The organism is Lentzea sp., assembly GCF_035525475.1.
GTDB lineage: Bacteria > Actinomycetota > Actinomycetes > Mycobacteriales > Pseudonocardiaceae > Lentzea.
In genome coordinates this window covers 1-17,636 of sequence record NZ_DATLEC010000165.1, presented here as the reverse complement: position 1 = coordinate 17,636, position 17,636 = coordinate 1, and the positions used below count along the sequence as shown (strand labels likewise).

The 17,636-nt window shown below is 69.3% G+C and carries 22 protein-coding genes; 16 read left to right on the top strand and 6 right to left on the bottom strand.

Features of this window, described 5'->3' with window-relative positions; translation table 11 throughout:
* Positions 1-38 precede the first annotated feature (38 nt).
* A complete protein-coding gene (locus VM306_RS27105) occupies positions 39-1,733 on the bottom strand; it encodes a M14 family zinc carboxypeptidase (protein ID WP_325520051.1) in 1,695 nt (564 codons plus the stop codon).
* 158 nt (positions 1,734-1,891) lie between these two features.
* Here VM306_RS27105 and VM306_RS27100 point away from each other — a divergent pair, with 158 nt between their 5' ends.
* A complete protein-coding gene (locus VM306_RS27100) occupies positions 1,892-2,596 on the top strand; it encodes a GAF and ANTAR domain-containing protein (RefSeq protein WP_325520049.1) in 705 nt (234 codons plus the stop codon).
* 501 nt (positions 2,597-3,097) lie between these two features.
* On the opposite strand, the gene VM306_RS27095 is transcribed toward VM306_RS27100, so the two are convergent.
* Positions 3,098-3,553, bottom strand: a complete 456-nt coding sequence (locus VM306_RS27095) for a MarR family winged helix-turn-helix transcriptional regulator (protein ID WP_325520047.1) — start codon at positions 3,551-3,553, stop codon at positions 3,098-3,100.
* Positions 3,554-4,173: 620 nt separating this feature from the next.
* Here VM306_RS27095 and VM306_RS27090 point away from each other — a divergent pair.
* The 5 genes from VM306_RS27090 to VM306_RS27070 all read left to right on the top strand — a co-directional run bounded on the left by VM306_RS27090 (position 4,174) and on the right by VM306_RS27070 (position 7,873).
* Positions 4,174-5,010 carry an alpha/beta hydrolase gene (locus tag VM306_RS27090; protein WP_325520045.1) on the top strand — a complete coding sequence of 279 codons (837 nt, stop codon included), beginning with the start codon at positions 4,174-4,176 and terminating at the stop codon, positions 5,008-5,010.
* 42 nt (positions 5,011-5,052) lie between these two features.
* A complete protein-coding gene (locus VM306_RS27085; protein ID WP_325520043.1) occupies positions 5,053-5,640 on the top strand; it encodes a TetR/AcrR family transcriptional regulator in 588 nt (195 codons plus the stop codon).
* Between the two features lie 86 nt (positions 5,641-5,726).
* Positions 5,727-6,434, top strand: a complete 708-nt coding sequence (locus VM306_RS27080) for a type 1 glutamine amidotransferase domain-containing protein (RefSeq protein ID WP_325520041.1) — start codon at positions 5,727-5,729, stop codon at positions 6,432-6,434.
* On the top strand, positions 6,431-6,598 hold the full coding sequence (locus tag VM306_RS27075) for a hypothetical protein (protein ID WP_325520040.1): 168 nt from the start codon (positions 6,431-6,433) through the stop codon (positions 6,596-6,598). Before VM306_RS27080 ends, VM306_RS27075 begins: the two co-directional genes overlap by 4 nt.
* Before the next feature lie 6 nt (positions 6,599-6,604).
* Positions 6,605-7,873 carry an MFS transporter gene (locus VM306_RS27070; protein ID WP_325520038.1) on the top strand — a complete coding sequence of 423 codons (1,269 nt, stop codon included), beginning with the start codon at positions 6,605-6,607 and terminating at the stop codon, positions 7,871-7,873.
* Here the strand turns inward: VM306_RS27070 and VM306_RS27065 are convergent.
* Positions 7,860-8,795: a DMT family transporter gene (locus VM306_RS27065; protein WP_325520036.1), complete on the bottom strand. Its 936-nt coding sequence runs from the start codon at positions 8,793-8,795 to the stop codon at positions 7,860-7,862. The genes VM306_RS27070 and VM306_RS27065 overlap by 14 nt on opposite strands.
* Positions 8,796-8,860: 65 nt before the next feature.
* On the opposite strand from VM306_RS27065, the gene VM306_RS27060 reads away from it, so the two are divergent.
* The 3 genes from VM306_RS27060 (at position 8,861) to VM306_RS27050 (ending at position 10,694) form a co-directional block, all read left to right on the top strand.
* Positions 8,861-9,784: a LysR family transcriptional regulator gene (locus tag VM306_RS27060; protein ID WP_325520034.1), complete on the top strand. Its 924-nt coding sequence runs from the start codon at positions 8,861-8,863 to the stop codon at positions 9,782-9,784.
* 89 nt (positions 9,785-9,873) lie between these two features.
* Positions 9,874-10,320 (top strand): hypothetical protein, encoded by a 447-nt coding sequence (locus VM306_RS27055; RefSeq protein ID WP_325520032.1) that lies wholly within the window; start codon positions 9,874-9,876, stop codon positions 10,318-10,320.
* Positions 10,314-10,694: a TetR/AcrR family transcriptional regulator C-terminal domain-containing protein gene (locus VM306_RS27050; protein WP_325520030.1), complete on the top strand. Its 381-nt coding sequence runs from the start codon at positions 10,314-10,316 to the stop codon at positions 10,692-10,694. Before VM306_RS27055 ends, VM306_RS27050 begins: the two co-directional genes overlap by 7 nt.
* Before the next feature lie 34 nt (positions 10,695-10,728).
* Here VM306_RS27050 and VM306_RS27045 read toward each other — a convergent pair whose 3' ends face one another.
* A complete protein-coding gene (locus VM306_RS27045) occupies positions 10,729-11,301 on the bottom strand; it encodes a TetR family transcriptional regulator (RefSeq protein ID WP_325520028.1) in 573 nt (190 codons plus the stop codon).
* A gap of 80 nt (positions 11,302-11,381) precedes the next feature.
* Between VM306_RS27045 and VM306_RS27040 the strand changes: the two genes are divergently transcribed.
* A complete protein-coding gene (locus VM306_RS27040) occupies positions 11,382-12,023 on the top strand; it encodes an isochorismatase family protein (RefSeq protein WP_325520026.1) in 642 nt (213 codons plus the stop codon).
* Positions 12,024-12,101: 78 nt separating this feature from the next.
* Here VM306_RS27040 and VM306_RS27035 read toward each other — a convergent pair whose 3' ends face one another.
* Positions 12,102-12,575: a MarR family winged helix-turn-helix transcriptional regulator gene (locus tag VM306_RS27035; protein ID WP_325520024.1), complete on the bottom strand. Its 474-nt coding sequence runs from the start codon at positions 12,573-12,575 to the stop codon at positions 12,102-12,104.
* Between the two features lie 153 nt (positions 12,576-12,728).
* Here VM306_RS27035 and VM306_RS27030 point away from each other — a divergent pair, with 153 nt between their 5' ends.
* Positions 12,729-13,676, top strand: coding sequence for an NmrA/HSCARG family protein (locus VM306_RS27030; RefSeq protein ID WP_325520022.1), 948 nt, complete (start codon positions 12,729-12,731; stop codon positions 13,674-13,676).
* Positions 13,677-13,719: 43 nt separating this feature from the next.
* On the opposite strand, the gene VM306_RS27025 is transcribed toward VM306_RS27030, so the two are convergent.
* The gene (locus VM306_RS27025) at positions 13,720-14,442 is read right to left on the bottom strand and encodes a spermidine synthase (RefSeq protein ID WP_325520020.1); all 723 of its coding nucleotides are present in this window, start codon (positions 14,440-14,442) and stop codon (positions 13,720-13,722) included.
* A 346-nt stretch (positions 14,443-14,788) separates the two neighbouring features.
* Between VM306_RS27025 and VM306_RS27020 the strand changes: the two genes are divergently transcribed.
* The 5 genes from VM306_RS27020 to VM306_RS27000 all read left to right on the top strand — a co-directional run.
* Positions 14,789-15,478, top strand: coding sequence for a M15 family metallopeptidase (locus tag VM306_RS27020; protein WP_325520018.1), 690 nt, complete (start codon positions 14,789-14,791; stop codon positions 15,476-15,478).
* 264 nt (positions 15,479-15,742) lie between these two features.
* Positions 15,743-16,579 carry a hypothetical protein gene (locus VM306_RS27015; protein WP_325520016.1) on the top strand — a complete coding sequence of 279 codons (837 nt, stop codon included), beginning with the start codon at positions 15,743-15,745 and terminating at the stop codon, positions 16,577-16,579.
* 48 nt (positions 16,580-16,627) lie between these two features.
* A complete protein-coding gene (locus VM306_RS27010; RefSeq protein ID WP_325520014.1) occupies positions 16,628-16,921 on the top strand; it encodes a hypothetical protein in 294 nt (97 codons plus the stop codon).
* On the top strand, positions 16,918-17,418 hold the full coding sequence (locus VM306_RS27005) for a hypothetical protein (protein ID WP_325520012.1): 501 nt from the start codon (positions 16,918-16,920) through the stop codon (positions 17,416-17,418). Before VM306_RS27010 ends, VM306_RS27005 begins: the two co-directional genes overlap by 4 nt.
* Positions 17,411-17,636, top strand: a 226-nt coding sequence (locus VM306_RS27000) for a hypothetical protein (protein WP_325520011.1), incomplete at its 3' end; no start/stop codon positions are given. The genes VM306_RS27005 and VM306_RS27000, both read left to right, overlap by 8 nt.

The window sequence follows — 17,636 nt, the reverse complement described above, 5'->3', positions numbered from 1 at the left end:
CGCCGCCGGCGTCCGTGCCGGCGGCGACCCACCAGGACTCACAGGGTCAGGCGCCACCAGTCGAGGTCGCCGGTGCCGACCCAGATGACGTCGTGGATGCGGAGTTGCCATGTGCCGTTGCGAGATTCACGGGACAGGTCGACGGTGAACGAGCCACCGGGGTCGGGCAGTTCGCTCTGGAGTTGGTGTTGCAGCTTGTACGCGGTGCCGTCCGGGGCGATCAGGTCCAAGGAGATGACCGAACCGCGGAGGTTCTTGAAGTGCACCTCCAGACGTGCGGCGGAGCGGGGGTTGCCCTGGCAGCCGCTGATTGTCATCTGCACGGTGACCGGTGGGGTGCGGGTGATGATCGGGACGTCGGTGTCATCGGTCTTCGCGCACTCGGTCGTCGGTTCGGGCACCGGCGTGTAGGGGGCGGCGGTGTGGCGTGCCGTGTGCAGCAGCATCGGGAGCGCCTTCGGCCAGAAGAAGCTGTCCTGGCAGGAGTGGGCGGGGAAGAAACCGCCGCACGTCTGGTCCGGTGACGAGCCCAGCTCCCACACGAACGAGGCCACGCCGAGCTCGTCGTACACCCAGTCGTCCGTGGTGCCCGACGCGGAGTAGAGCACCTGGCCGGATTGCCCGTACTGCCAGCCTGGGCCCGCCATCGCGGCGAGGTCCTGGGCGAGGTCCCGCAACGGGGCGTCGTTGCCGGAACGCCGGTCGGGCGCTCCGCCGCTCCAGGGGAACAGCACGTAGTTGCCGTAGCTGTGCAGCGACAACACGATCCCCGTGGTGTCGGTGGGCGCGGGCTGGGCGGGGTCGGCCGTGCGGTGGTCGCGGTACAGGGAACGCCACAGTCTTTGCAGCGCTTGGGTTTCCGGTTCCGAGTCGGGTGCGGTGCCCCGGTAGGTCTGGTCGCATTGCCGGTCGGAGGCGTTCTGCAGGCCCCAGTTCGAGGTGGTGTTGCGGTTGAGGTCCACGCCGTGGTGGGATTGGGACTGCGTACCGCAGGTGGTGCCTTGGAGGTTGGTGTCGTTGCCGTTCTTGCGGTGCGAGATCGGGGCGTCGCCGCCGCGCTGGACGTTGTCGACGCCGTCGGGGTTGGCGATGGGCACGATCCAGAACTCGGTGGTGTCCAGCAGGGCCGTGATCTGCGGGTCGCCGCCGACGAGGTGGTCGATCCACCGCCAGGCGATCTCGCCGGTGGTCAGCTCGCGGGAGTGCAGCTGGCCCAGGACGAAGAAGCGGGGTTTGGGGGAGTCGGGGGACAGGGCGCAGTCGCCGGGGTTCCTGCGGGTGATGCAGATGGCCCGCAGGTCGTGCCCGCCCCGGTTCTGGGTCTTGAGCCAGGAGTCGCCGTAGTCGACGACGGTGGCGAGGCCGGGGTGCTCACCGGCGACCTGGTCCAGGTGCCGGTGGTGGGCCTCGACGCTGCGGTACCCGCCGTAGAAGGTGTCGGCGGTGGCCGCGAACCGGCCGGGTGGTTCGGGTAGCACCTGGTCGTCGGTGGCGGGGAACCCGGCCCGTTCGAGCGCGGCGCCCGTGGCCGAGTCGCCCAGCACGAAGAGGCTGTCGCCTTGGCGGTGCTCCATCACGTCGAAGCCGCCGCTGAACAGGTCCTGCTCCGTGCCGGACGGCGCGTGCACCTCGTAGAGATGCGCGCGGTCGTCCGGGGCCGCCACTGCCGGTCCGGACGCCACGAGCATGGCGGCCGCACACAGCAAGGCAAGCCGTAATCGCTTTCGGTTCATCGGATCCTTCCTGCACGAGAGGCGGCGGCGGTACCGATCACCTTCCCAGCACATGGCGCCGCGGAAGCTGTCGATCCCGACAGGAAGGCGAAGTGCGCGAAGCAGGAGGGCTTCGTAGGCTGGAGCTCCACGCGTGATCAGCGGTCAGAGGGAAGTTGTTGGACGAGCAACGCCGAGACGGGTTCATCGAGCAGGTGCTCAAGTGCAGGACAGCGTCAGGGCGTGCGGAACTGGGGCAGGCCCTCAGCGCCGTGTGCGTGCGTGCGTTGCCCGACGTCGACGGCGCGGCCTTGGTCTTCTACATCGACTCCCGCGCGCAGGAACTGGTCGGTGCCAGCGATCCGTGGGCCGCGGGCATCGAGGAAGCGCAGTACACGCTCGGCGAGGGGCCGGGTTTCGCTGTCGTCGCGGCACGCGCACCGGTGCTGGTTCCGGACCTGAGCGTCGACGAGGTGCGGTGGCCGGTGTTCGCCGGGGCCGCCCGGGGTGAAGGACTCGCGGCCGCGTTCCTGTTCCCGTTGCAGGTGGGCGCGATCCTGCTGGGCACCCTCGGGCTGTACCGCCGCCGACCCGGTGTGCTGCCCGCCGAGTTCGTCTCCGAGGCGACGTTGCTCGCCGATCTGGTCGCCCACAAGCTGCTCCTGCAGAACCAGCGGATGGGGCAAGAGGAACGGATCTGGCTGGAGACGTCGTACCAGGACGTGAGCATGGCGACCGGGATGCTGGCCGTCCTGCTGCAGATCAGTCTGGAGGACGCTTTCCTGCGGTTGCGGGCGCACGCCTTCGCCGCCGGCAGGTCGGTGCTGGACGTGGCCAGGGACGTGCTGGACCGGACCTTCCCACTCGATCGGCTGACCGATTGACCTGCTGCGTCCGAGCCGGCTCGAACAGCGCGTTTCCTGGACGGCGCCACGGGTACGACGTCACCATGACGCGCTCAAACGGTGATGACGCCTCGGACGAGGCGAAGCCCGCCACCGAACAGGAAGGAGGGCCTCGGCGAGGACGACTCGTCGTTGCCTGACGATGAGCAGGAGGAAGTGCCGCCGGCGCCCTGAGCGACGGGGCCTTCGAATGGCGTGCCGACAGCTCTGTCCGAACAGGATTCTCCTGGTCCGCCGGCGGAGTTGTCGTGCCCTGGAGTTCCTGAGCGGCAACGGAAGCGGCGCGGGTCGTGAGCGCCGCGCGTACGACGGCGGTGAGGTGGAGCCGCTGTTCGGTCTGCTCGACGTCGGTGCGCCGCATCGTCCATCGCACGACAGCGTCACCGTGGTGCGCATGGCCGCCGAGGTGGGCATCTCCGACAGTGACGTGCTCGAAAGGCGTTGCCGGAAGCCGGTTGATCACCGGCGTGTGGCTCGCAGCTACTTGAGTGCCGTGGTCGGCAGTCCGAGGATCTCGACGACCCGTGCGGCCATGTCGCCGAACGACACGAAGTCCTCACCCAACGGCTCGACGACGAGCCGGCGCACCGTGGCGACGTGGCTCGCGGCCGAGGCTTCGAGATGCTCGCGGCCTGCATCGGTCGACGTCGCCAGTGTGTAGCGCCGTCCGGTGCCGGAGCGCACCGTGCGAGTGACCCAGCCGCGGTCTTCCATCCGTGCCACCGCGTGCGAGAGTCGTGGCAAGGACCCGTTGGTCATCTCGGCGAGCTCGCTCATCCGCAACGCCGAGCCGGGCACGGCCGAGAGCCGGGCCAGGATCATGTATCCCAGCAGCGTGAGATCGGCGTCCTCCAGCAGCTGACTCTCCAACGTTCCCGGCAGTGTCAGCAGGACCTTCACCAGGTTGACCCAGGCTCGCCGCTGCTCGTCGTCCATCCCGCGGAACTGATCTGTCGCCTGTCATGCCCAGTGGGCGAAGCCGGAGGGCACTGCTCCCGACAGCACTCCACCGCGGTCGGTGCCTGATTTCTGGTCGCTCCGGGATGTCCTCCATCCCTGTGAGGTCCTGGAGAGCAGGACCTACCGCGTGGCGTTCACGCAGCGAAGGGACAGCGCGGACATCCCTGTGAACGTTGAGCTTCCCGGCACGCCGCTCGTCCATTTCGGCATGTTCACCGTGGACGCGGACGGCCAGGAGAAGATGCTCGATCTCGCTCGGCGGCACGCCCCGAGCTCCTTTGCCACACCGGGGTTGTCGGCCATCGACCTCCACTGCGGCCTCGACGGGGCGCGCGTGCTCAACCTCGGCGTCTGGAGCTCGTTCGACTCCTTCGAAACCCTTCTGCACCAGCCGGTTTCCGGGACGAGAACCCGTACTGGACCGGGGCGGCGGCGTTCGAGCCCGACTTCTTCGACGTCGTCGCTGTCGCTCGACGTTGACGTGTATGGCTGCGGAGCCGGCGATGCGGCTGTTGACACCCTAGTAGACCGGTCGTATAGTCCTGGTCATCGGAACGCGGCACAGGCCGGGATCACCTACTCGAAGGACGGGCATCGTGGGACGCATCAAGGTCGGCACGGAGAACAGCACCGACGTCGAACTGCACTACGAGGACAAGGGGGAGGGCCGGCCGGTCGTCCTGATCCACGGCTATCCACTGGACGGCAACTCCTGGGAAGGTCAGGTCCCGGCCCTGCTGGCGGCCGGCAACCGGGTCATCACCTACGACCGGCGCGGCTTCGGCAAGTCCAGCCAGCCGGCCACCGGGTACGACTACGACACCTTCGCCGCCGACCTGAACACCCTCGTCGAGACCCTCGACCTGCACGACGCGGTCCTGGTCGGCTTCTCCATGGGCACCGGTGAGGTCGCCCGCTACCTCTCCACCTACGGTTCCGCCCGCGTGGCCAAGGCCGTCTTCCTGGCCTCGCTGGAGCCCTTCCTGCTCGTCACCGACGACAACCCCGACGGCGCCGCTCCCGCCTCCTTCTTCCAGGGCGTCTCCGACGCCGTCAAGAAGGACCGCTACGCCTTCTTCACCAGCTTCTACAACGACTTCTTCAACCTCGACGAGAACCTCGGCACCCGAGTGAGCGAGGAAGCGGTGCGCAACGCCTGGAACGTGGCGGCGAGCGCCGGTGCGATCGCTTCGGCGGCCGCGCCCCTGACCTGGCCGACCGACTTCCGCGCCGACATCCCCCGCGTCGACGTGCCGACGCTGATCGTCCACGGGACCGCCGACCGCACCCTGCCCATCGACGCCACCGGCCGTCGCTTCGCCAAGGCGTTGCCGACCGCGCGGTACGTCGAGATCGACGGCGCCCCCCACGGACTCCTCACCACCCACACCGCCGAGGTCAACGAGGTCCTGCTCGACTTCCTCAGCCGCTGACCGTGGCTAGACGACCGGTCTAGTCGCGGATAGGATGGAACCATGCCAGGCATCCAGACCGACACCCGTCGCAGCATTCTCGACGCGGCTCAGCGGATCATGTCGCACAAGGGTTTCGCCGCGGTGGGCATCAACGAGGTCCTCTCCGAGGCCGGAGTGCCCAAGGGGTCCTTCTACCACTACTTCAACTCCAAGGACGCCTTCGGCGAGGCGATGATGAAGTCGTACTTCATCGACTACCTCGCGGACATGGACCGCGTCCTGGGCGCGCCGGGCCTGACCTCGGCGCAGCGGCTGATGAACTACTGGCAGGGCTGGCGGGAGACGCAGAGCGTCGACGAGTGCCAGGGCAAGTGCCTGGCCGTCAAGCTCGGCGCGGAGGTCGCCGACCTGTCGGAGTCGATGCGGCTCGCGCTGAAGGAGGGCACCACCGCCATCGTCGACCGCCTGGAGCGGGTGATCGCCGCCGGCCTGGAGGACGGCTCGCTCATGGTCGACGACGAACCCCGCATCACCGCGCAGGCCCTGTACGACATGTGGCTCGGCGCAAGTGTCATGGCCAAGATCCACCGCGACATCAGTCCTCTGGACACGGTCACGACGGTCACTCGCCGGCTCCTGGACCTGTAGCACCTCCCGTCACGGCCACGAATTTTTCGACAACCGTCTAGAGACGACTGGTCTACTAGACCAGCGCATCCGAAGGAGCAGTAATCATGAAGGTTCTCCTCGTCCTCACCTCGCACGACGAGCTCGGCGACACCGGCAGGAAGACCGGCTTCTGGCTGGAGGAGCTGGCCGCCCCCTACTACCGCTTCCGCGACGCCGGCATCGAGATCGTGCTCGCCTCGCCCAAGGGCGGCCAGCCGCCGCTGGACCCCAAGAGCAACGAGCCGGCCAACCAGACCGACGAGACCCGCCGCTTCGAGGCGGACGCCGAGGCCATGGACGCTCTCGCCCACACCGTCCGCCTCGACTCCGTCTCCGTCGACGACTTCGACACCGTCTTCTACCCCGGCGGTCACGGTCCCCTGTGGGACCTGGCCGAGGACGCCACCTCCATCCGGCTGATCGAGACCACCCTGCGCGCCGGCAAGCCGCTGGCTCTGGTCTGCCACGCTCCCGGCGTCCTGCGGCACGCGGTGAACGCGGACGGCACGCCGCTGGTGCGGGGGAAGAAGGTCACCGGGTTCACCAACAGCGAGGAAGAGGGAGTCCAGCTCACCGAGGTGGTCCCCTTCCTGGTCGAGGACGAGCTCGTGCGGCTGGGCGGCGACTACTCCAAGGGCGACGACTGGGCGCCGTACGTCCTGCGGGACGGCCTGCTGATCACGGGGCAGAACCCCGCCTCCTCCGGTCCGGCCGCCGACGCACTCGTCGAGCTCCTCACCAAGATCGCCGAGACGGACAAGGCCGGCGCGTGAGCGCCTGCGTCGTGATGCCGCGCGAGCATCTCGACGACCCCGCCGGGCTGGAGGCCTGCACGGCTCCGGCCCGGCGGGCCCGCCAGGGCCACCCGGTCACCCCGTGGTCGGGTACGGCGCCCACCCCGATCACCGACGCCGTCCGACAGCTGCGCAGGGACTGAGAACCGATGCTCGTCGACACCCGCACACCCGACACCGGCGCTCCGTCACTCCCACCCGCCGCCGCGGTGCCGGCCGGGACACGCGTTCCGCCGGAGACCGCGCGCCTCGCGTGGGTCCGGCCCGCCGCCGCGGTCTTCGCCGTCGGGTGGGGAGCGAACATGTTCGCCTCCTTGCTGCACGCCTACACCCAGCTGAGCGGGACCAGGGCGAACGGCCTGTTCGGGGCCTACGCCCTCGGCCTCGTCCCGGCCCTGCTGATCGCGGCGCGGGTGTCGGACCGGATCGGTCGCCGCCGAGCGCTCCTCGCCGCGCTGCTGCTCTCCGCGCTCGGGTCGGCCGTGCTGGCGTTCTCGCACGGGGCGTTCGCGACGGTCCTCATCGGACGGATCCTCATCGGCACCAGCGCCGGCGCGGCGTTCGGGCCGGGGACGGCGTGGATCAAGGAACTGGCCGGCACCACGTCGGCGCGGTCCAGCGGAGCACGCCGTGCGGCGGTGGCGCTGACCGCCGGTTTCGCCGCCGGGCCCCTCCTGTCCGGGTTCATCGTCCAGTGGCTTCCCACGCCGCAGATCACGTCCTACCTCGTCCACATCGCACTCGTGGCGCTGGTTCTGCCTTTCGTGTTCGGAGCCTCGGAGACAAGCCGGCGGCACAGCGGATCGGCCACCCGCCAAAGCACGTCAGGCGGCCGCCCAGGTGCCTATCTGACCAGCCGGGCATTCCTGGCCGCCGTGGTCCCCACAGCGCCGTGGATCTTCGGGGCCGCCACCGTGTCCTTCACGGTGCTGCCCGCACTGGTGTCCCTCGGCGACTTCGGGTCCGTCGGAAGCGGCGTCGTCGCCGCGATCACGCTGGGCACCGGCATCGCGGTGCAGCCGTGGGCGGGCCGGCTCGCGCGGCGCTCCCCGGCAGCCCCGTTCCGCACGGGCATGACGGCCGCGATCGCCGGCATGCTGCTCGCGGCGCTCACCGCCGGCACCGGTTCCCTGGTCCTGCTGGTGACCGCCGCGGTCGTACTGGGCTCGGCCTACGGCATCCTCCTGGTGAGCGGGCTGCGGCTGGTGGAAGCGCTGGCCCCGCCGCAGCACGCCGCCACCGCGATCGCCGTCTTCTACAGCCTCGCCTACGCCGGGTTCGCCTTCCCCGTGCTCGTGCAGGCACTGAGCGGACTGTGGAACCCGGTCGCCGTGCTCGTCGCCGGATCCGGGCTCGCGACGGCCGCCCTGGCGACGACCTTCCTCGCCTGGTCCGGAAAGGCGGCTACGGCCGCGTAGCCGAAGCGCTCAGGAGTTCCTCCTCCATCAGCGTGGAGGTGCGGTGGGCACGTTCGACGGCCTGACCCCAGTAAGTGCCGGCGATCATCAAGGCAGCGCCGAGAGTCGTCCACGCGGTGAGCCGCTCACCGCCGAGGCTGATCCCGATGGCGACCGCCCAGATCGGCTCCGTGCCCAGCAGGAGGCTGGCCCGGCTGGCGGAGGTGCCCTGCACGGCCCACGTCTGGGCCAGGAAAGCGAACACGCTGCAGAACAGGGCGAGGTAGAGCAGCTGGTACCAGGTCGTGGCGCTGCTGCGGGCCAGTTCGGGCAGGTGAGGGATCGCGAGTGGCAGGAACAGCGCGGTGCCTACGACGGTCTGGATGGTCGTGAGGTGCAACGGGTCCACGGGACGTCCCACGGTGAGCCGGCCGACGAGCGCGACGTGACCGGCTCGGATGACAGCGGCTGCGAGCATCAGCGCATCCCCGAGACGAGGTGCGTGCAGTCCTGTGCTCGAGGTGAGCAGCCCGACGGCCAGGACGCACAGACCCGCCGCGACGAAGAACGTCATGGGCAGGCGGCCCCCGCGACGGTCGAGCAGGGGAGTGAGCACGATGGTCAGGCTGATGATCAGGCCGGCGTTGGCGGCGCTGGTGTGCGCGACGCCGTAGGTCTCCACCGCCAGGACGGCTGCCTGGGTGATCCCCAGGACGGACCCGCTGCGGACCTCGTCACGGGTCCAGCGTCGCGGCCGTCGCCGAAGCCCGGCCAACGCGCCGCACGCGAGGGCGGAGAGGGCGTACCGGGCGAACAGCACCGCCAGGACCGGCAGAGCGGCGGTGGCCGTCTTGGCCGACAGGTAGCTGGAGCCCCAGATGAGCGCGACCAGGAGCAGGACTACATCGGCGCGGCGCGTGGCGAACATGTGCTCACGCTTCATCACCAGGACGTTGAAGAAAACGACCAACTTCTTAAACGAAGATGTAGCGGACCTACACTGTCGTGGTGGATGAAAGGCAGCTGCGGATCCTGCGTGAGCTGGGAGAACTGGGGAGTGTGACCGCAGTCGCGGAGGCGCTCCACGTGACGCCGTCCGCGATCTCCCAGCAGCTGCGACTGCTCCAGCGTTCGATCCCCGTCCCGCTGACCGAACGCACCGGCCGGCGCGTGTCCTTGACGGACGCCGGGCAGGCCCTGGCGGCGGCGGCCATCGAGGTGGAAAGCGCTTTGGCATGGGCCCGTCGCGCCGTCACCGACTTCGTGGAACAACCAGACGGCGAAGTGACGGTGGCCGCCTTCCACAGCGCGGCCTCGGTGTTCTGGCCACTCCTGCTGCGCGGTCTCGCCGGCCAGGGCCACCCGCGCGTGGCTCTTGCCGACGAAGACGTGACCCAGCACCGCTTTCCGGCTCTGACCCGTGACCACGACCTGGTGCTCGCGCATCGTCTCGATCATGCTCCGCCGTGGCCGCGAACGGTGATCGCCACCACCCTGCTGCACGAACCTCTCGACGTCGCCCTGCCCCAGGCGCACCCGCTGGCCCGCAAGCCGCGACTCTCGCCGGAGGACGTCGCCGACGAGCCGTGGATCACCGTCCACGAGGGCTATCCGCTCATGGCCATCATCGAGGCCATCGGCAGCATCGCCAATCGTCGTCTCGACATCGTCCACCGCATCAACGAGATCACGGTGACGGCAGAGGTGGTGGCCGCCGGCGGTGGACTCGCGCTGATGCCGCGGTGGACCACCCGCCCACACCCCGGCGTGGTGCTCAGACCGCTGGACGGTGTGCGGGCCAGCCGTCACATCGATGTGCTCCACCGGCCGGAACGCATGGCGCGAAAGGCCGTTCAAACGGTCCTCGCCGAGCTGCGCCGTGCCGCCGCGGTGATCCAGGACCAAGGACCGGCGCGTTCCGGTCGGACGTGAGCGGCACAAGGTTTTGCGCAAGGTTTTGGCACGGTCCATCCCCCAGGCTGTGGCATCGAAGACGAATCCGACCCTGAGGGGGGACGAACGTGAAGGTCTACTCAGCTGTTGCGGTCGTGCTGTTCGCGGCCTCGACATCGCTCGCGTTGGTGGGCACGGCGAGCGCGGCGGCCGACAAACCGCTGCCGGTCACCACGGGCGCCGCGGACACCGACCAGTCCGGTGTCGGCATCATGGCGTGCACCGGCCACGGGCACGGCAACTCCGACTCGCGGTCCGGCCGGCTCTTCGACGGCAGCAACGTCAACATCCGCCGCGGCCCGCACACCGGGTGCACGTCCGACGGCCAGGGCCAGCTCACCCACAACGTCGACTACCACTGCTACACCTCGGGTGACGCGGTCACCAGGAACGGCGTCACGTACACCACGTGGACGTACCTGCGGGACACCACGACAGGTGTGCGGGGCAGGGTCAGCGACTCCTTGCTGGACCTCAACTCCGACGGGACGCGGGGCAGTCTGTCACCGTGCTGATCCCGGCCGCGGCGCTTCTGCTGCGGTGGTCCTCGGTCGCCAGGATGCTCCGGCTCGGCATCGCCGAGGCCGACCGGCTGCCGGAGCTGGCGGCAGGCCTCTACGACGTCCTCTTCGGGACCGCGCTCGGCGATCTCACGTCACATCTGGTGACAGTGCCGGGACTGGAGACCGGCGAGGCCGAGGCGGCGGCGAACGACCTGATCGGCCTCGTCGTCCACCCGGCGCTTCCGCGTCTGCTGTTCGGCATCGGCCCTTCCGTGGACGAGATGCCGGAGGAGGCCCGCCTGGACGCGGAGGTCGACCTCGACAGGATCAGGCGCCTCGTCCGCATCGTGATGCCTCAGTCGACGGCGAAGAACATCCACGAGTAGAAGCGCTCGCTCTCGCCGAACGAGTGGGGTCGAGCTAGAAGAGGAAGGCCGCGAGCGCCTCGGCCAGGTAGGGGATCAGGCGGTCGGCTGGCATGCCGGCGAGCTCGCCGTCCCCGGTCACGTACCTGCTGAAGGTGATGCCGATCAGCAGTGCACCGACGAGCTCGACGCGCACCTCGACGTCCGGTCCGGTGAGAACTCCGCGGTAGGCGTCCAGACTTTCCCGCGCCATGGCGCGCAACAGCGTCCTGGCTGCTTCCTGGTCGCCGGCGCTGCGCACGAGGGCGATGAACGGGTCGGCGCCGTCGGCCGACTCCATGCGCTCCACGAACGCGGTCGCGATGCGTTCGGGCAGCCCGTCCAGACCGCCCTCGACGGTGCCGGTCAGGTCGCGCGTTCCGGGGACCGCGGCGAGGAACAGCTGTTCCTTGGACGAGAAGTGCAGCATCACCAACCCGTGCGTGACACCGGCGCGGCGGGCGATCGCGCGGATCGTCGCACCGGCGAACCCGTGCTCGGCGAACTCCTCCCGGGCGGCGGCCAGGATCGCGGCCCGTTTCGCCTCGGGGTCACGGGTGCGCCGTGCGGACTGTGACGCGGAAGTCATGCGCTTACTGTACACGCGGTCATTAACGGGTGTAGCTTACTGAACAAGCGGTCAGTAAGACCCCGATGGAAGGACCTCCCGTGAACCTCGCACCCCTTTCGCCTGACAACTCCACCGTGGTGCTGGTCGACTACGCGGTCGGCTTCGCCAACTTGCTGCGCTCGCACGATCTGCGCCAGCACCTCTCCGCCGCGGCGGGCCTGGCCAAGACCGCCAAGCTCTACGGCGCCGGGCTCGTCGTGACCAACGGCGAGGCCTCGAAGCCCTCCGGCCCGCTCTACCCAGAAGTGCTCGCCGCCATCGGTGAGGACCAGCCGGTCATCGAGCGCGCGACCGCGTTCAACTCGTTCCTCGATCCCGGCTTCCGCGCGGCCGTCGAGGCCACCGGCCGCAGCCGCCTGCTGATCGGCGGCATCGCCACCGACGGATGCGTGCTGCAGACCGCACTCGGCGCCGTGCGCGCGGGCTACGAGACCTACGTCGTCGTGGACGCTTCCGCGAGCACCAGCCTGGAGGCGCACAACGTGGCGGTCCAGCGGATGGTCATGGCCGGCATCGTCCCGGTCACGTGGTGGTCCGTGGCCGCGGAGTTCCAACTGGAGCCGCGCTTCGCCGACTCGCCGATCCGCCAGCAGCTGATGGCGGAGTTCCACCCGGACATGACCATGGGCGGCCGCACGTTCTTCGCGGGTGTCGCGCAGGGCCGTCTCGCGACGGTGTGACGGCGTGGGCGGTGCTGGTCACCGGTGAACATCGCCTCGAAGAACCTCCTCAGAGGACTGGGTCGGCCGACACCCGCTTCAGGACTTGGCCACCGAGGCCGCCAGGTTGGTCTCGATCCTGGCGAGCGCGTCCAGCAACGGCGTCAGGACGTCCGGGGGGAGGTCGCCGACCGTCGACGCCTCCAGGTCGTTCCACATCCGCTCGATCTCCGCCCGCACGGCGTCGCCCGCGGAGGTGGAGGACACCAGGGTGGCCCTCCCGTCGCGGGGATCGGGGGTCCGTTCGACCAGACCCGCCTTCTCCAGGCGCTGCACCATCCTGGTGATGGTCGCCGAGTCGGAGTCCAGCACCGCGGTCAGTTCCGTCTGGCGCGCCGGGCCCGAGTCCCACAGGTGCATGAGGAGCAGCTCCTGGCCGCGGTGCAGGCCCAGGTCGCGCAGGAGCTGACCTGCCAGCATCCGGTGGAGCCGGACCACCCGGAACAACGCGTGGCTGACGGGTCCTCGCTCCGCCGCGCTCGGGACCTTCCTCGTACCTCGTTCTCGCGACACGTGCTCATGCTCCCCGTTCATCGAGCCGACAGCGCGGGCAAACCCCTGGTCCGGTGGTCCAGCTCACACATCGCTTCGGAATTCCTCCGCAACTTACCTGTTTAACTAGGTAAGTTGCCGCGCAGATGCGGCACCATCGCCGGAGGAGCAGACATGGCAGACAAGAAGATCATCGCGGTGCTGGGCTCGACGGGTGCGCAGGGCGGGGGACTGGTCAGGGCGATCCTGGACGCTCCCGACGGCCCGTTCACCGCACGGGCCATCACCCGCGACGCCGGCTCGGCGAAGGCCCGCGCGTTGGCCGAACTCGGTGCCGAGGTGGTGGAGGCGACCCTGGGGGACGAGGACTCGCTGCGGAAGGCGTTCGAGGGCGCCCACGGCGTCTACGTGGTGACCAACTTCTGGGAATCCATGTCCGCCGACGTCGAACTGGCGCAGGCCGCGACGGCCGCGCGGGCCGCGAAGGCGGCCGGTGTCGCCCACGTCGTCTGGTCGACGCTGGAGGACACCCGCGAGGTCATCCCGGTGTCCGACGAGCGGGTCCCGGTGCTGCAGGGCCGGTACACGGTCCCGCACTTCGACGCCAAGGCCGAGGCGGACGCGTTCTTCCGCGACTCGGGCGTTCCCACGACCTACCTGCGGACCACCTTCTACTGGGAGGGCTTCACCCAGGGCTCCGGGCCGCGGCGTGGCGAGGACGGACGACTCGTGCTCACGCTGGCGATGGGCGAGGCCCGGCTGTCCGGCATCGCGGCGCAGGACATCGGCCGCACCGCCTACGGGGTGTTCGCCGCAGGCGACGAGTACGTGGGCAAGACCGTCAGCATCGCGGGGGAGCACCTGACCGGCGAGCAGTACGCCGCCGCGTTCGCCGACGCGCTGGGCGAACCGGTCGACTACCGGCCGCTCACCCACGACCAGCTCCGCTCGCTCGGACTGCCCGCGGGCGACGAGCTGGGCAACATGTTCCAGTTCTACGTCGAGGGAGAGCGCGACTTCGTCGGCGCGCGCGACCTGGACTTGGTCCGCTCGCTCAACCCTCGCCTGCAGAACTTCCGCACGTGGCTGTCAGAGCACGTGGAGGCGGTCAGGCCCGCGTGACCACTGTAGACAGTCCAACCGGGACCGGCCCGTCTCCGCGTGCTCAGCTCGGGTCAAGCTTCGCGAGGTAGACGGTGTTGGCGGAGTCGTTGTCCTGCAAGGGGTTCGGGAAGCTGACGATCTCGGCGCGGACTTCGGTGAAGACCGCGGAGAGGGTGGCGGCGAACTCGTCGTCGGGCGGGTCGTTCGACCACAGTGCGAACACCCCGCCGGGTTGCAGGAGCTCAGCGAGGCGTCGCAGGCCCTCGGGCAGGTAGAAGTCGGCGTTGCCGGGGTGCAGCAGGTGGCGCGGCGAGTGGTCGATGTCGACGATGATGGCGTCGAACCGCCTGCCCGGGGTGGTGGGGTCGAAGCCCTGCCCGGACCGGAGCATCGCGAAGAAGTCGCCGTGGACAAGGCGGCACCGGTCGTCGGCGGCCAGCGCCTTCCCGGCGGGGATGAGTCCCTGCTGATGCCATTCGATGACCTCGTTGAGGGCGTCCACGACCAGGAGCGAACCGACGTCGGGGTGCTCCAGCACGGTGTGTGCGGTGTAGCCGAGCCCGAGGCCGCCCACGACGACGTCCAGCGGTTTCCGCGGCAGCTCGGCGAGCGCGAGGCGGGCGAGCTCGATCTCGGCGACGGTGAACATGCTGGACATCAGGAACTCGTCGTTGAGCTTGATCTCGTGGATCTCCCTGCCGCTGCTCGGATCGCGGCGCTGGCGCAGCGTGAGCTCACCCAGAGGTGTCTGGCGCCAGTCGAGTTCCTGGAAACGAGCACTCATGCGTTGGTCAGCTCCGTGGTGGCGGGTCGTGCGAGTGGTCGGCACAGTCTGCCCGTGGTGGGAAAGCGGCGCAGCCCAGGGCCCGGTTTCCGCGCGACCGGACGTTTCGGGGAGGGCCGAAACGTCGTCAGCGAAGTTGACGTTGTTCGCGCACCGCTGGCAGGCTCGATCCCCGAGGGCGTCTTCACGCGGCTGGGGGTGAACGGCCGGAAGCAGTTCGCTGACGATTGCGGTCGATGGGCTGCTTCTCCTACGTGGCCCGGTAGGTGAATTCCGCAGGAATGCCCGAGTTGCTCGAACCACGGCGAATCGCACTCTGTCGTAGCAGAGATCGAGAGGAAGTTCTGTGAAATTGAGAACCAGAGTTTTCGCGATCATCACGTTCGCTCTGTCCGTGGTCCTGGTCAGCACCACGCCGGCGCCCGCCACCGCCGCCCAGACCGTGGAACTCGCCGCTCCGGCCGGCAGCGGCCTCCCGCCCTACGTCGCCGTCATCAAGCCGGTCACCGCGAAGCGACTCGCTTCCAGCTGGCGCGAAGGCTGCCCCGTCGGGCCCGATCAGTTGCGGCTGGTCAGCCTGAACTTCGTCGGCTTCGACGGTGCGGTGCACCGCGGCGAGCTGGTCGTCAACGCCGATCTCGCCGTCGAGGTCGCCCGCGTCTTCGCCGACCTGTACTTCGGCCGGTTCCCCATCCAGCGGATGGAAACTATCGAGAAGTACGACTCCGACGACGACGCGTCGATGGCGGCGAACAACACCTCGGCGTTCAACTGCCGGGCGATCACCGGCGGCACCGCCTGGTCCAACCACTCCTACGGGCGGGCCATCGACATCAACACCGTGCAGAACCCCTACATCTCCCGCAGCGGCACGGTCTACCCGCCCAACGGCGCGCCCTACGTCGACCGCACCCAGAACGTGCCCGGCATGATCCACGCGGGCGACGCCACCGAGCAGGCGTTCACCACGCGCGGCTGGACCTGGGGCGGCTTCTGGGACACCCCGATCGACTACCAGCACTTCGAGAAGCCCTGACACCGGCCCGAGAAGCCGTCGGTGCGGCGCGTCGCACCAAGTAACAGCGCCTGGGATCGCCGTCAGATGGAGTGGCGGCGGTCCTGCGCGCGGTGAATGCAGTGAAGATCCCCTGTGTCCACTCCGGGGGCGATTCTTCCTTGGTGTGGAATGTTTTCGTTCCTTCCACCTGGATCTCCGCGGGCCTCTAGGCTCGGTTTCCGCCTTGTGGGCAACCCCGTTCTTCTTCCGGGGGTGCGGGTCTTTTTCGACTCGAGGGGGAATGTGGAACCGGACGAGGACTACGAGGGCGTTCTCGCCGAGCGCCAGGCGCTCCTGGCCCAGGTCCGGGCCGGCGGGGCGTGGACACCGGCAGACGACTCCGGCGGCCGAGAGGTGGCGGGGACTTCCGGTGACGGCGCGGTGCGCGTGGTGATGCGGGATCGGCGAGTCGTCTCGGTCGTCGTCAGCCGGGCGGTGTCGGCGAAGTCCCGCAGCGAGGTCGTGGACCTGCTGCTGGAGGCGATCAATCCCGCGGTGGGGCAGTCGCTGGCACTGTCTCCGAAGGCTGGTGATCCGGGGCCGGATCTCGCGGCCGTCGGCACCGGGCTGACGGAGGCCGCTCAGGAGGGCGGACAGGCGCTGCGGCGGATCCAGGACGCGGTGGAGCGGTCGATGGCCGCACTGGCCGGCAAGGTCCAGGTCCGCGGGGACGCGTCACCTCAGTACGTCGACTTCCTGTTCGACGAGGCGCTGGAGGTGGTGCGGTCCATGCGGGCCGCGCTCGACAGCGATGCCTCGGCGCCGGTCACCGGTGAGGGGCGGGACGAGGCGAACGAGGTCGTCGTCGCCGTGTGCCGGGGCGAGCTGAGCCAGGTGACGCTGAGCAGCTCCGCGTTGCAGATGTCGCCGGGCGAGTTCGGACGGGCTGTCCAGCAGGCGGTCAACGACGCGCTGACGGACTGGGAGCGGCGCAGCGCGGAGACGGCGCGGCAACCGCATGACCCGGAGGCGCTGCGGCAGCTGGCGGAGCGGGCCGGTGCCGTACGGCGGCAGAGCATGGAGCACTTACACACCTACACGAACAGCATGACCGCGATCATGCGCAACGTGGACCAGTAGCGAGGGGGCTGCGCGGTGTCAGGGGGATTCACTGTTCATCCGGAGGAAGTGGGCGGGGCCGCCAAGAACCTGCAGGGGGCGGGTCAGTCGCTCGCGGGTGCGGTCGCCCGGTTCCAGTCGCAGGCCGCGGCTCTGGGTGACGCGTTCGGCGACGACGACCTCGGCTCGGTCCTCGGGATGATCTACCAGGTCGCCTCCGAGGCGGCCTTCGAGAGCTTCCAGGACAACGCGGACGGCCTGCAGGAGATCGGTCACACGCTGCAGGAGATGGCCGACCACTACGCCGAGGCCGAGTCGGCGAACCAGGACTCCTTCCAGCAGGTGCTGGGAGGTCTGTCATGACGAGCGGGGTCATGTTGCCGCCCGAGCTGGCCGGGCTGCTCAACACGCTCGGTTTCAACTGGCCGCTGAGCGACGAGGGCAAGCTCTTCGACCTCGCCGGGCAGTGGTCCTCCTTCGCCGATCGGCTGGGACCCGCCGCCGCCGAGGCGGACGGTCACGCCCAGCAGGTGCTCGGCGGCAACTCCGGTGCCGCGGTGGAGAAGTTCGGGGCGTTCTGGTCCGACGGCGAGGCGCCGAAGCAGAACCTCGACGACGGCGCGACGGCCTCCACGCTGATCGGGACCGGCCTCTACGTGTGCGCCGGTGTGGTCGTGGCGTTGAAGATCGCCGTGGTGGTGCAGCTGGCGATGCTCGCCGTCGAGATCGCTCAGGCCATCGCCACGGCCGTGCCGACGCTGGGTGCCTCCCTGCTGGAGATCCCGATCTTCAAGAAGATCACCGACCTGCTGCTGGACCAGGCGTTGGACCTGGCGATCAACTCGGTGCTGAATGGTTAAGCGCGGGGGCGGCAAGGCGGCCAAAGCCGGCGCCGGCATTCTGCAGCCCGCTCTGAAGGGGCTGCGCAAGTCGAAGCGGCCTGCCGGTACCGCCGCGAAGTCGGCGGCGAAGAAGACCCCCAAGCCCAAGCCGGTACCGGGGGCGTGGGCCAACAAGCTCAGCGCCAAGGACAAGGCGAGCTACGACAAGCTCAAGAACGCCGTGAACGCGTCCTCCA